Here is an 11,599-nt window from a genome sequence, read left to right as displayed (position 1 = left end):
TATGGATTGGTATTTATATAAAATCAGACACTTAGTTGAAAATATGTTTTGTAGACTGAAGCAATTTAGGGGGATAGCCACTCGATATGACAAGCTGAAACGAAACTATGAAAGTTCAGTTGCTCTCGCTTGTATATTTTTATGGCTACCCTTGTAAATTAATATTTGAGCAGTAAGTGTCAACACACCCTAGCCAAATGTAAATATAAGCCAAGAAAACTGTACTTTCATAATTGATGTGTTCCGAGTTAGCAGGGGACTTTTATTTGGGAGATTCTATGCTGTTTAATACTGTACTACGTCAGATTACTGTACCTGACTAAAACATAAATATTGAGCTAAAATAGCAATCATCAAAGATGACTGCTTTGGCAGAATTACCCAACCCGCTTGCATGCAAATAGGGTCCAACGAGTGCTTACCTTATTCTAACTCTTTAAGCTGAATAGATTGTGGATAGCCTATACAAGAAAGATGCAAACAAAACTTGAATGCAGCAAGTGCATTACCATCTTTCAATGAGTAGAGTTGCAGACGTGGAAAATCTTCTTGTGTAGAAGGGTGTTTGGGCGTGACTGATTTTGCCAAGTTATAAAGTTGCGGTTGCTGTCTAGCATCTAATTGAGTCAGTAAATTTTGTCCAAGTAGATGCCAAAATTTGGTAGGAAATAAATCCTTAGCTTGGATATAAAAATATTCTAGTTGATTGATATTTGTCCAGCGGAAATGAATACCTGTGTGTGATGCTGTCACACGACTTAAAAATACGTTCAACACATATTCAATTTGTATTGGATTCTTGCGTGCCATTTTTTGTAGCTGTTCAAAAAAATAAGTCACCACATGTAAATCTTCAGCAGTATCAACCATTGAGGGTCTTAAATGTGTAGAGCTATTTTTGCTAAATAAGCGAGGGTTGCCTTTCCTTGAATTAAGCCCAGCTAATTTTTGAGCATTACCATACCAGTAACTTACAAGCTCTTCTGGTAAGCACATCTGTTGAGAGGTAATTTTAGGATCATTCGTAACCTCTAATAATTTAAGTGTTTCGTAAAAACGTTGAAAGGGAATTTTAGAGTCTTCTGTGCCTGCAAAGAACTCAAAAAAGTTATGTGGTTGCTGAGCTTGTGCGGATAGCTCATTCAAAATGTCAGAGGCATTACTCTGTAGCCAGTTCGTTTGATCATTTAATAATTTTGTTGCAAGAAATACTTGGTTCTTTTCAAAATCAAAGTTCTTATCATCTTTTGTTCCTTTGAGATCTTTAAAGGTTACATTAAAGCCCATGATTTTTTTGGCTAGCTCATTGGTCATGTCTGGGCAATATTTAAGAAGCTTTTGACCTGCAATGAGATAACTCAAATGAATATAACTTTTAAATGTTTCGACAGGTTCAATATGACCTAGCACGTGTGCAATAACAAACCAATGATTTTGCCCATATGGATTTTGAAGTAGCTCATCTCGAATCTTCTGATATTCCTCTGCACTATAGTCCGTGAGCTCTTGCACAAGTGGTGCATATTCACAATTGAGTACTCGCCATAGTCTGTTCTCCTTATCCCAATTGCAGAGTATGTAGGCAACTTAAAACAGTGTCGGTCATGTCTTTTTCGATTCGCTCCCAAACATATAGAATTTTTCGACCACCAAAAGGTCGAATGTAATGAACACCTTCAATTAGCACGCTGTCCTTCAACTGATTACGAATAGTACGTTCAGTATAGTGAATTCGTGCTGAAAGCTCTTTTGTTGTAAGATAAGTTAAATTCATATTTGTTTCCTTTAATAAAGTATCATGATGATGGTATTAAGTACCATAAATGAGATATTAAAGTCATTTAACACATCATGCAAGTACTTTTTAACACAATGGTGGTAATTAAATGATAGTTTGCAATTTACCAGTCCTTTTAGCTGAACGGCGCATGAAAGTCGCAGATGTTGTAAGGGCAACTGGGATGAGTAAAACCACATTGCACAAGTTGTATAATGGACAATCAACAAGAGTTGACTTTGATACACTTGAAAAGCTGTGTATTTTATTGGGTGTTGATGTCGGAGAGCTATTGAAATACAAGGCAGAAGATATCTAACTATTTGCTTTATATATGAAAATATGGTGACCAAATTTGGTCACCATAAAAAATAATGAGATTTACTTTAGATAGCTACAAGATGAATTGACGAAAAAATGTTGTGACATTAATCAGTGCTATTATTTCATCGAAATTTATCAATAAAGAGCTTAAAGAATCTTAAAGGACTTTAAGGGAGAGTCACCATTTGGTCACTTTTGGTCACTCAATCATTTTTCAACTTGTAGTCATACCTTAAAGTTTTCAGCTTTGAAGATTAAGAATTTTAAAAATTATGTTATAAATCAAAAATAAAAAAGCCCTAATCTTTCGATTAGGGCTTTTAGAATTTGGAGCGGGAAACGAGACTCGAACTCGCGACCCCAACCTTGGCAAGGTTGTGCTCTACCAACTGAGCTATTCCCGCAGGGTCGAATAATTTTTTACTGTAAAAAACTAAACAAAAAAGAATTTGGAGCGGGAAACGAGACTCGAACTCGCGACCCCAACCTTGGCAAGGTTGTGCTCTACCAACTGAGCTATTCCCGCGTGCTGCATATATTACCTTAAATCGTTTTAGAAGCAAGAGGATTCAATAAAAACTTGATTCAATTGCGTAAAATAGCACCGAATTTCGGTTTTTTACTTTAAGTTAATCCATTTTATGTACAAAACAGAGGAGAAATTTATCGTTAAAAAACGGAGCGACGCAATTCTTGATATACTTTTAAGCCTTCACAGGTCGAGATGTTATAAAAATGAGTTTAGAGCAGCAGCTGATTGATCAATTACAGCAATTGACACCCATTCATTTGGAGGTCATCAATGAATCCTCTGGCCATGCCGGCTATTATCCTGGCAAAGAGTCGCATTTTAAAGTGGTCATCGTGAGTGAACAATTTAACAATTTACGTTTGGTGCAACGCCATCAACAAGTATATGCAGCAGTTCATTCGTTATTGGCTGCAGGCGGTGGTGCAGTTCATGCGCTTGCCATTCATGCCTATGCACCGAATGAATGGCAGGGTGATACACCCACAAGTCCAGAATGTGCGCATGCACCTAAAGTAGGTTAATCAAATGGACGTTTTACTGGCCTTAAAAATTGCGCATGGATGTGCCATTTTTTTCTTATTCATTAGCTTTATTGGGCAAAGTTTGTTTCTAATGAAAGCAGAACCGCAAGATATCTGTAATTGGCCGTATCGTCGTATCTTTATACTCATTCAACATGGTTCCTTTGCGCTGATTTTGCTTACTGGCTTGACGCTTTTGTATTTGAAACATTTTCAAGTGCAAAGCTGGTTCTATGCCAAAATGATTTTATTTGTCGTTATTGTATCTTCGGTGATTAAAGCATTTAAACCATCCTCGGGCACAGAAATATTGTGGGTACAGCGTAGAGGTGGAATGGTGTTGGCGTGGATTGCCTTTTTTGCCATTCTTTATTTGGTGAAGATAAAACCTGCTCTGTTTTAGATAACATGAGGGATATTACAAATTAGTAGCTGAAAGCCACATGGAAAGTTGTACTATGCTCATAATATGAGCTAAATGTTTCATTGAGGTGAATGCTATGTTCGCATCTAAATTAATTCTTCCTTTAAGTGCGGTATGTTTGTTAAGTGCCTGTGCCAGCATGCCCATCAAGCCAACTTATGTCTCGCCAACGCAATACCAGGCATTAAATTGTGGCCAGTTACAAGCTGAATATAACCGCTTACAACAATATTTAGACCAAGGTGTTCAACCTGCAAAACGAACTGGAATGGGCGTTGGTCTAGGTTTAGGTGGTGGCTTTGGTCGCGGTGGCTGGGGTTTTGGGCCTAGCGTTTCAGTCAATTTGGGACAATCTTCAAATAGCAAACGAACTGAAATTGCGCGTTTAATGGGGCAACAAGATGCCATTGTTCAAGCAGCAAAATTTAAGAACTGTCCAATTATTGTGCGTAAAGCTGCCACAGCTGAGTTATAAAAAAGGGAAATCATTTGATTTCCCTTAAATATGTTTAAGATGATTATATTTTTTTGCGTTTGTTGCGAATAAACTCAAACACCGCAGGCAATAAGCTAAAGGCAATAATCCCCAACATTAAATGACTAAAGTTTTCTTTTACAAAGGGGTGTGAACCAAAGAAATAGCCCACCATAATAAATGAGCTGACCCAAATAAATCCGCCAATGACATTAAACACTAAAAAAGTGGCGTAATTCATTTTGCCCATGCCTGCCACAAAAGGGGCAAAGGTACGAATAAACGGCATAAAACGCGCAATAATAATGGTTTTACCACCATGTTTATCAAAAAAAACTTGGGTCTTTCTTAAACCATCCTGATTAATAAAACGCAGATTTAAATTAAAGACACGAGGCCCGAGATGACGACCAATTTGATAATTTAAGCTATCGCCTAAAACCGCGGCAATAAACAGCAATACAATCAGTAGCCATGGGTTCATTGCACCAGTCGATGCTGCCAGTGCTCCTGCGGCAAACAGTAAACTGTCGCCAGGTAAAAATGGCATGACCACCAAACCGGTTTCTACAAAAATGATCAGGAACAAAATCGCATAGATCCATACGCCATATTGCTGGATAAATTCGAGTAAATGTACGTCAATATGTAGAATAAAGTTGATGAGTTCCATGACAATCGCATCGGCAAAAGAGTGTACAAATCCTAGCAGCCTGTTGGGTTAAAGTCAGTAACAATGCGCAGGCTTTAATTTATTTTTTAAGTTTTAGTGGTGCATCTCTATAAAAATGCCTGATTTTTACATCAGGCATTGTATCCATCTTGCTATAAACGTTGTTTATAGCAAGTTATCGTCAAGTAAAATTTGGGCTTCACGCAGGCTTAAGCTGCCTTCGTAAATGGCACGACCGGTAATCGCACCTAAAATACCAGGTTGACCTTTTAAGTTGCGAACGTCATCTAAATTGGTCACACCACCCGATGCAATAATTGGAAGACCACAATATTCTGCCAATGAAACTGTCTGTTCGATATTCACGCCTTGCATCATGCCATCGCGGGCAATATCGGTGTAAACAATGCTAGATACACCTGCATCGGCAAAGCGTTTGGCAAGGTCTGTGGCTTTTAAATCCATGACATTTGCCCAGCCGTCAGTTGCAACATAGCCATCTTTCGCATCAATCCCAACAATGATATGACCACCGAATTTTTTACACGCTTCTTCAACAAATTCAGGTTCTTTAGCGGCTTTGGTGCCAATAATGACAAAAGATACGCCAGCTTCTAAATAATGTTCAATGGTTTCAAATGAACGAATGCCGCCACCAATTTGGATCGGTAGTTCTGGAAATTCTTTGGCAATCGCTTCAACCACATTTTTATGAATGGGTGTTCCTGCAAATGCACCGTTTAAATCCACCAAATGCAAGCGGCGTGCGCCTTCATTAACCCAATGCGCTGCGGTTGCCACAGGGTCATCAGAAAAAACGGTATCATCTTCCATACGGCCTTGTTTTAAGCGGACGCATTTTCCATCTTTTAGATCAATCGCGGGGATGATTAGCATGCTTTCGTTCCTTGCTTGGTCAGGAGAATTCAAATTGATCACATCTTAGCAAAGTATTTGTTAATCGCTAAGTGCTTGGTGCTGTTTTATCCGTGATTTTCAGGCCATAAAAAGGCCCACCAAGTGAGCCCAATCGTAAAAGAGAAATTAAATTTTCCATTCCACAAAATTTTTCAGTAGTTGCAAACCTGCGGTATGGCTTTTTTCAGGATGGAACTGCGTTGCAAAAAGGTTTTCTTGATGAATGGCAGTACAAAACTCTAAGCCGTAGTTACAGCTTGCTGCAACCAAGTTTTGATCTTCAGGTTCAACATAAAAACTATGCACAAAGTAGAAACGAGCATCTTGTGGGATATTATTCCACATTGGATGGCTTGAATCCTGTTGATGGACTTGATTCCAACCCATATGTGGCACTTTTAATCCGTCAAAATCGGGAAAACGTTTTACTGTACCTTTAAAAATACCCAGCGCACCACTGCCGCCATTTTCTTCAGACCGCTCTAATAATGCTTGCATGCCAACACAAATGGCTAACACGGGTTTATTGAACGCAGCGTTACGCACCACCTCATCAATGCCCGCATCTTGCATGCCTTGAATGCAATCGCGCATTGCACCGACACCTGGGAATACAATTTTATCGGCTTGTGCAATCAATTTTGGATCGTTGGTGACATCCACCGTTGCTCCCACATGCTCAAGCGCTTTGGCAGCCGAGTGTAAATTGCCCATGCCGTAGTCTAATAATGCAATACGAGTCATTACAAGCTTCCTTTGGTTGAGGCAATTGTACCCGCAGCGCGCGGATCTTGTTCACAAGCCATGCGTAATGCGCGAGCAAAGGCTTTAAAAACACTTTCAATTTGATGGTGGCTATTTTTACCCTTTAAATTGTCGATGTGTAGTGTCATTAATGCGTGATTGACAAAACCTTGGAAAAATTCAGCGAATAAATCGACATCAAAGGTGCCAATACGGGCACGGGTAAATGGAATATCCATAAATAAGCCCGGACGACCGGAAATATCCACCACCACACGAGATAAAGATTCATCTAAAGGCGCATAAAAATGCCCATAGCGGCGAATACCTTTTTTATCACCAAGTGCTTGGGCAAAGGCTTGACCTAAGGTAATGCCACAATCTTCAACGGTATGATGATCGTCAATTTCTAAATCGCCATCGCAATGAATATCGATATCAAACAGACCATGCCGCTTGATTTGATCGACCATATGGTCTAAAAATGGAATGCCAGTGTTTAATGTGCCTTGCCCCGTACCATCGAGATTCACACGAACTCGAATTTTGGTTTCATTTGTATTTCTAACCACTTCACTGATACGTTGCGTCATGGACACATTCCTCAAAAACGTCAAATTTTGATCTAAAACAGCTGTTGCATATGCAAACAGCATATTAATTTGCTCAGGAGGGTTAATCAATGCCTATTAGCGTACATGTCTATACTTCTATAGATGACGAAGAACAACGTGACCAACTTGAGCGGTTGTACAATAGCAGTCCTGAATTTCCAACAGGCGCAGCGGCGATCGCACAATTACAACAGGCGTTGTCACAGTATACCTTACTTTATACGGCAGAATTTAATCAGCGGATTATTGCTGCAATTTGGAGTAGCGGAAGCGGTGCTGAACGGACCTTAAAATATATTGTGGTACATCCTGCAAATCGTGGGCGTGGTGTTGCCGAACGTTTAATTGATGAAGTATGTGCACAGGAACAAGCAAAAAATGTGCAGCACTTTATTCCAGGTTGTGGGGCAATTGCGCGTAATTTAGCAAAACTGGGCAAGTTAAATATAGTTTCTAGCAATTTAAGCTAAAAAATAGACGATTGATGCGTTGTATAATAAATAGGGACTTGACCTTTTAAATGTAAAGGTGTTTAATACGCCCCATTGGCGCGATAGCTCAGTCGGTAGAGCAACGGATTGAAAATCCGTGTGTCCCCAGTTCGATCCTGGGTCCCGCCACCATATTTTATAATCCCTGATTTCATCGGGGATTTTTTTTGTCTAAACAATAAGCAAATGATTTAAAAACAGTATTTTGTGATTGACTATCCTTTTAAGTTCAGGCTTAATACACCTCATCGGCGCGATAGCTCAGTCGGTAGAGCAACGGATTGAAAATCCGTGTGTCCCCAGTTCGATCCTGGGTCCCGCCACCATATTCTAAAATCCCTAAAGTTTACTTTAGGGATTTTTTTATGGGTTTAAATTGTCATTTTATTTAATCTTGAATTAAGCGTTTGCCTACACAGACGGCATCAACTTCTTCATAACCAAGTTGATCGTAAAAATTTAAAATGGATAAATTTTCTTGTCGTACCAATAATTGTACTTTGGGGCAACCCATGGCAATCAAACGTTTTTCAATTTGCTGGATGAGCGCTGTGGCAACGCCTAAACGCTGCTGTTGAGGGTGAACGGCCAAATAATGCATCCAACCACGGTGACCATCATATCCGCCCATCACCGATGCAATCAGCTTCTCGTCTTTGACTGCAATTAAGAATAGGTGGTCGTTTTGCTGCGCTTTGCGAAAAATATCTACTTCAGGATTATTCCAAGGGCGAGACAGTCCACAGGCTTCCCATAAGCCAATTAAGTCTTCAATATCGGTTTCTTGAAAAGGGCGAATCACGAACATAATCTTTTTAATTTTTTTGAATGTTATTTATACAATAAAACAAAAAAAGACTTCTGATAAGTCTTTTATCAAATAAAAGGGCATCTCTATAAGAGATGCCCTAAAAAAAATGCTAGGATGAATTAAGGTAGCATTTTTCCTGTTTCTTCAAAGTTGGTATGCCATGCAACCGCTTCTTTTAACAAGTGCGGCGTGTGACCGCCTTTGGCACAGGCACGATCAAAATAGTCATTTAAAGCGGCTTGGTAGCTTGGGTGCACACAGTTGTCGATAATGACACGAGCGCGTTCACGCGGTGCAAGACCACGAAGATCTGCTAAGCCTTGTTCAGTCACTAAAATGTCCGTATCGTGTTCGGTGTGATCAACATGGCCAACCATTGGTACAACCGATGAAATATCGCCACCTTTAGCAATCGACTTGGTCACAAAAATTGCAAGATGCGCATTACGTGCAAAGTCACCTGAACCGCCAATACCGTTCATCATTTTTGTTCCGCCAACGTGGGTTGAGTTAACGTTACCGTAAATATCAAACTCAAGTGCGGTATTGATGCCAATAATGCCTAAACGGCGAACCAATTCTGGGTGGTTTGAAATTTCTTGTGGGCGTAGTACAAATTTGTCTTTATAGTTTTGTAGGTTGCCAAATACACGATCGCCACATTTGGTTGAAAGCGTCATTGAACAGCCTGAGGCAAATTTCATTTTACCTGCATCAATTAATTCAAAAGTACAGTCTTGCAGTACTTCAGAATACATGACTAAATCTTCAAAATTAGAGTGTTTAAAGCCAGTTAAAACCGCATTTGCAATTGAGCCAATACCTGCTTGTAATGGACCTAAATTCTTAGGTAAACGCCCAGCTTCTACTTCTTTTTCAAAGAAATCGATTAAGTGGTTAGCAATCGCTTGGGTTTCTTCATCAGGATCGGTCACGTTTGATGGAGAATCTGGCATGTCGTTAATGACAATACCTGCAACTTTGGCTGGATCGAATGGAATTCCTTTGGCACCAATGCGGTCATCGACATGAATTAGTGGTACAGGACCACGATTTGGACGTGCTTCTGGTGTGTAGATGTCGTGCAAACCTTCAAATTCTGTGCTTACTGATGTGTTAATTTCAATAATAATTTGATCTGCAAATTCAACAAAACTTGCTGAGTTACCCACCGAAGTGGTTGGAATAATAAGGTTGTCTTCAGTAATTGCAACAGCTTCAATCACCGCAATATCTGGGCGTTTAAGCGTGAGATTACGCATTTGTTCAACGGTTTCTGACAAATGCTGATCGATAAACATGACTTGACCATTGTTAATGGCTTTACGCAAGGTGTTATCGACTTGGAAGGGCATACGGCGTGCTAATACACCAGCTTCAGTTAATTGTTTATCTAGGTCATTGCCTAGACTTGCGCCTGTGATTAATGAAATTTTTACAGGATTTGTTTTTGCGCGCTCAATTAAAGCCAAAGGTACTGCTTTTGCTTCACCAGCACGAGTAAAACCGCTCATCCCTATTGTCATTCCGTCCTGGATTAGTTCTGCAGCTTGCTCAGCTGAAACCACTTTATCATGTAATGAAGCTAAGCGAATACGATCTAATGACATTGTTCTACTCTCAAAAAATTGATTTTCTAAGTTATGTAAAAGTAATTTTACCCTTTGTGTTATAAAAAAAGCAGCGCTGTTAGGCTAAGGTCTAATTTTTAAAAATAGATAGGTTTGTTGCTGTTTTTAAGATTTATAAGCTTTTGAAATATAATATGAAAAATATTATTAAGAATTGTTTTTATAGCAAAAAACATCCACTGAATAGGAAAATGGATGTTTTAGGGGTGATAAAATAACCGCAGATGGATAAATTATGTGTTTTCAGCGTTGAGCGGTAAAGAGATAGTGGCTTCAAAACCGCCTTGCTTGCGGTTACGCAAAGTTAATTCACCTTGATGTAGATCAACAATTCGTTTCACAATGGCTAATCCTAAACCACTACCTTGAATGGTACGTGCCGAATTGCCGCGAACAAAAGGTTGAATGAGTGCTTCAATTTGCTCATCAGGCACCCCTTCGCCGTGGTCGGCAACACAAATATGAATTTTTTCATTTTCTACAAATGCAGAAATTTCGACTGGTTCTGCGCCATAGCGTTTAGCATTATTAATTAAGTTCCCAACCAAGCGCTTTAAAGATAAGCTTCTGGCCCAAATCGTGGGTAAGGGTTGGGCATCTAAACGAATATCAAGCGGTTTAAACTGCACCACTAATTCTTGTAATAAATTATTCAGGTTAGTTTCAGAGGGTGCTTCATCGGAGCCATCGCGCATATAGGAAATGAATTGATTTAAAATCGCATCCATATCATCCACATCGTAAATTAAGCCTTCGCGTAAAAACTCATCGGGAAGCAATTCTGCGGTTAAACGAATGCGGGTCAGCGGCGTGCGTAAGTCGTGTGAAATGCCTGCTAGCATGATTTGACGGTCTTTTTCGGCTTGGTCGAGGGTGTAAACCATATGGTTAAAGGCTTGGTTCACTTCTCGAATTTCTTGCGGACCGTGGTTGGTGCTTAAATAAGGGGCTTTATTGGTTTGACTATACGCATTGGCGGCATTTTGTAAGCGTTTAAGTGGTCGATTCAGCTGACGCACCAAAGTTAAAATAATAATTGAGCAGAGTAGTGGAACACCAAATAACCAGCCAAAAATCAGCTCTGTACTATAGTTGGCGTAAGTATTTAAAGGCTCACGCAACCAGTGTCCATGCATTTGTGGGGTTTGAATCCAAATGCTTGGGGTGGGTTTAAATTTAAAGAAAACCGTGACATTTTCACGATCGGCTTGAATTTCGAGTGCTAAGCGCTTTTCAATTTTATCGGTAAAAAAATCTGCAATCAGTTTGTCTTTAACAACGGGGTAACGTGTTGGATCAGTGACGTATTCAACCCCAAGCCGGTCTTTTAGCCATTGATCAATATTGACACTTTTGTTGTTAGAAACAATTTTAAGGTCTCTGTTTTGAATAAAGTCGAGTTCAATGGCTAAATAGCGGGCGTGTTGCTGAATTTCTGGTAAATACAAGGTTCGCCAGAAAAACCATAACGACATAAATAGACTGAAACAGACCACAAAGCCAACAAGAACGGTGGTTCGCATTGCCGCAGAACGCGGTTTTAGTTTATCTAAAAAACGCTGAGTTGCTGTGCGGGGCTGTGCATATGAACCAGATGAATCTAGCAGTTCTTTCGGGTTTATGGCGTCAAGTTTCACAGTCTATCCTGTCGATATTTTAAGATG

At 39.6% G+C, this 11,599-nt stretch carries 13 protein-coding genes, 4 tRNA genes and 2 pseudogenes; 8 read left to right on the top strand and 11 right to left on the bottom strand.

All coding sequences use genetic code 11. The features are described from left to right. A pseudogene (locus tag I2F62_RS09785) lies at nt 1-157 on the top strand (IS5/IS1182 family transposase); the annotation flags it as partial. 266 nt (nt 158-423) lie between these two features. Here I2F62_RS09785 and I2F62_RS09780 read toward each other — a convergent pair. Together I2F62_RS09780 and I2F62_RS09775 are read right to left on the bottom strand one after the other, a co-directional pair. Next, a pseudogene (locus tag I2F62_RS09780) lies at nt 424-1,554 on the bottom strand (site-specific integrase); the annotation flags it as partial. Between the two features lie 4 nt (nt 1,555-1,558). Further along, nucleotides 1,559-1,774 (bottom strand): hypothetical protein, encoded by a 216-nt coding sequence (locus I2F62_RS09775; protein WP_324626829.1) that lies wholly within the window; start codon nt 1,772-1,774, stop codon nt 1,559-1,561. Nucleotides 1,775-1,886: 112 nt separating this feature from the next. Here I2F62_RS09775 and I2F62_RS09770 point away from each other — a divergent pair, with 112 nt between their 5' ends. Next, the gene (locus I2F62_RS09770; protein WP_324626828.1) at nt 1,887-2,096 is read left to right on the top strand and encodes a helix-turn-helix transcriptional regulator; all 210 of its coding nucleotides are present in this window, start codon (nt 1,887-1,889) and stop codon (nt 2,094-2,096) included. A gap of 333 nt (nt 2,097-2,429) precedes the next feature. Here I2F62_RS09770 and I2F62_RS09765 read toward each other — a convergent pair. Both I2F62_RS09765 and I2F62_RS09760 read right to left on the bottom strand, forming a co-directional pair. After that, a tRNA-Gly gene (locus I2F62_RS09765) sits at nt 2,430-2,505 on the bottom strand. Nucleotides 2,506-2,551: 46 nt separating this feature from the next. After that, nucleotides 2,552-2,627: transfer RNA gene (locus I2F62_RS09760), tRNA-Gly, on the bottom strand. Between the two features lie 209 nt (nt 2,628-2,836). Here I2F62_RS09760 and I2F62_RS09755 point away from each other — a divergent pair. The 3 genes from I2F62_RS09755 to I2F62_RS09745 all read left to right on the top strand — a co-directional run bounded on the left by I2F62_RS09755 (nt 2,837) and on the right by I2F62_RS09745 (nt 4,053). After that, complete coding sequence (locus I2F62_RS09755) at nt 2,837-3,154, top strand: BolA family protein (protein ID WP_324626827.1); 318 nt, start codon at nt 2,837-2,839, stop codon at nt 3,152-3,154. 4 nt (nt 3,155-3,158) lie between these two features. Then, a complete protein-coding gene (locus tag I2F62_RS09750) occupies nt 3,159-3,557 on the top strand; it encodes a SirB2 family protein (RefSeq protein ID WP_324626826.1) in 399 nt (132 codons plus the stop codon). A 97-nt stretch (nt 3,558-3,654) separates the two neighbouring features. Beyond that, nucleotides 3,655-4,053 (top strand): hypothetical protein, encoded by a 399-nt coding sequence (locus I2F62_RS09745; RefSeq protein ID WP_324626825.1) that lies wholly within the window; start codon nt 3,655-3,657, stop codon nt 4,051-4,053. A 43-nt stretch (nt 4,054-4,096) separates the two neighbouring features. Here the strand turns inward: I2F62_RS09745 and I2F62_RS09740 are convergent, their stop codons facing one another. The 4 genes from I2F62_RS09740 to hisB form a co-directional block, all read right to left on the bottom strand. Then, the gene (locus tag I2F62_RS09740; RefSeq protein ID WP_324626824.1) at nt 4,097-4,726 is read right to left on the bottom strand and encodes a DedA family protein; all 630 of its coding nucleotides are present in this window, start codon (nt 4,724-4,726) and stop codon (nt 4,097-4,099) included. Nucleotides 4,727-4,891: 165 nt separating this feature from the next. Beyond that, nucleotides 4,892-5,623 carry a 1-(5-phosphoribosyl)-5-[(5-phosphoribosylamino)methylideneamino]imidazole-4-carboxamide isomerase gene (hisA, locus tag I2F62_RS09735; protein ID WP_324626823.1) on the bottom strand — a complete coding sequence of 244 codons (732 nt, stop codon included), beginning with the start codon at nt 5,621-5,623 and terminating at the stop codon, nt 4,892-4,894. A 147-nt stretch (nt 5,624-5,770) separates the two neighbouring features. Next, nucleotides 5,771-6,388, bottom strand: a complete 618-nt coding sequence (gene hisH, locus I2F62_RS09730; RefSeq protein WP_324626822.1) for an imidazole glycerol phosphate synthase subunit HisH — start codon at nt 6,386-6,388, stop codon at nt 5,771-5,773. Continuing rightward, on the bottom strand, nt 6,388-6,981 hold the full coding sequence (hisB, locus tag I2F62_RS09725) for an imidazoleglycerol-phosphate dehydratase HisB (protein WP_324626821.1): 594 nt from the start codon (nt 6,979-6,981) through the stop codon (nt 6,388-6,390). The genes hisH and hisB overlap by 1 nt, the downstream gene beginning before the upstream one ends. Before the next feature lie 89 nt (nt 6,982-7,070). On the opposite strand from hisB, the gene I2F62_RS09720 reads away from it, so the two are divergent. From I2F62_RS09720 to I2F62_RS09710, 3 genes are all read left to right on the top strand, one after another. Beyond that, entirely contained in the window at nt 7,071-7,472 is a 402-nt protein-coding gene (locus tag I2F62_RS09720) for a GNAT family N-acetyltransferase (RefSeq protein WP_324626820.1), read from the top strand. 77 nt (nt 7,473-7,549) lie between these two features. Then, nucleotides 7,550-7,625: transfer RNA gene (locus I2F62_RS09715), tRNA-Phe, on the top strand. Nucleotides 7,626-7,743: 118 nt separating this feature from the next. Then, nucleotides 7,744-7,819, top strand: a tRNA-Phe gene (locus tag I2F62_RS09710). Nucleotides 7,820-7,881: 62 nt separating this feature from the next. Here I2F62_RS09710 and I2F62_RS09705 read toward each other — a convergent pair. From I2F62_RS09705 to I2F62_RS09695, 3 genes are all read right to left on the bottom strand, one after another. Continuing rightward, nucleotides 7,882-8,301, bottom strand: coding sequence for a GNAT family acetyltransferase (locus I2F62_RS09705; protein WP_324626819.1), 420 nt, complete (start codon nt 8,299-8,301; stop codon nt 7,882-7,884). A 122-nt stretch (nt 8,302-8,423) separates the two neighbouring features. Beyond that, the gene (locus I2F62_RS09700; protein WP_324626818.1) at nt 8,424-9,914 is read right to left on the bottom strand and encodes an acetyl-CoA hydrolase/transferase family protein; all 1,491 of its coding nucleotides are present in this window, start codon (nt 9,912-9,914) and stop codon (nt 8,424-8,426) included. Between the two features lie 254 nt (nt 9,915-10,168). Then, a complete protein-coding gene (locus I2F62_RS09695) occupies nt 10,169-11,572 on the bottom strand; it encodes an ATP-binding protein (RefSeq protein WP_324626817.1) in 1,404 nt (467 codons plus the stop codon). Nucleotides 11,573-11,599 lie beyond the last annotated feature (27 nt).

It is taken from the genome of Acinetobacter sp. MD2(2019) (assembly GCF_035615615.1).
In the GTDB taxonomy this organism is placed as follows: domain Bacteria; phylum Pseudomonadota; class Gammaproteobacteria; order Pseudomonadales; family Moraxellaceae; genus Acinetobacter.
This window is presented reverse-complemented; position numbering and strand designations above follow the sequence as displayed.

Bases quoted from the DNA above. Each gene is read 5' to 3' on its own strand.
- I2F62_RS09720 (WP_324626820.1), top strand. From the start codon at position 7,071: ATGCCTATTAGCGTACATGTCTATACTTCTATAGATGACGAAGAACAA.
- hisH (WP_324626822.1), bottom strand. From the start codon at position 6,388: ATGACTCGTATTGCATTATTAGACTACGGCATGGGCAATTTACACTCG.
- I2F62_RS09770 (WP_324626828.1), top strand. From the start codon at position 1,887: ATGATAGTTTGCAATTTACCAGTCCTTTTAGCTGAACGGCGCATGAAA.
- I2F62_RS09750 (WP_324626826.1), top strand. From the start codon at position 3,159: ATGGACGTTTTACTGGCCTTAAAAATTGCGCATGGATGTGCCATTTTT.
- I2F62_RS09700 (WP_324626818.1), bottom strand. From the start codon at position 9,914: ATGTCATTAGATCGTATTCGCTTAGCTTCATTACATGATAAAGTGGTT.
- hisA (WP_324626823.1), bottom strand. From the start codon at position 5,623: ATGCTAATCATCCCCGCGATTGATCTAAAAGATGGAAAATGCGTCCGC.
- I2F62_RS09745 (WP_324626825.1), top strand. From the start codon at position 3,655: ATGTTCGCATCTAAATTAATTCTTCCTTTAAGTGCGGTATGTTTGTTA.
- I2F62_RS09740 (WP_324626824.1), bottom strand. From the start codon at position 4,726: ATGGAACTCATCAACTTTATTCTACATATTGACGTACATTTACTCGAA.
- I2F62_RS09705 (WP_324626819.1), bottom strand. From the start codon at position 8,301: ATGTTCGTGATTCGCCCTTTTCAAGAAACCGATATTGAAGACTTAATT.
- I2F62_RS09775 (WP_324626829.1), bottom strand. From the start codon at position 1,774: ATGAATTTAACTTATCTTACAACAAAAGAGCTTTCAGCACGAATTCAC.
- I2F62_RS09755 (WP_324626827.1), top strand. From the start codon at position 2,837: ATGAGTTTAGAGCAGCAGCTGATTGATCAATTACAGCAATTGACACCC.
- hisB (WP_324626821.1), bottom strand. From the start codon at position 6,981: ATGACGCAACGTATCAGTGAAGTGGTTAGAAATACAAATGAAACCAAA.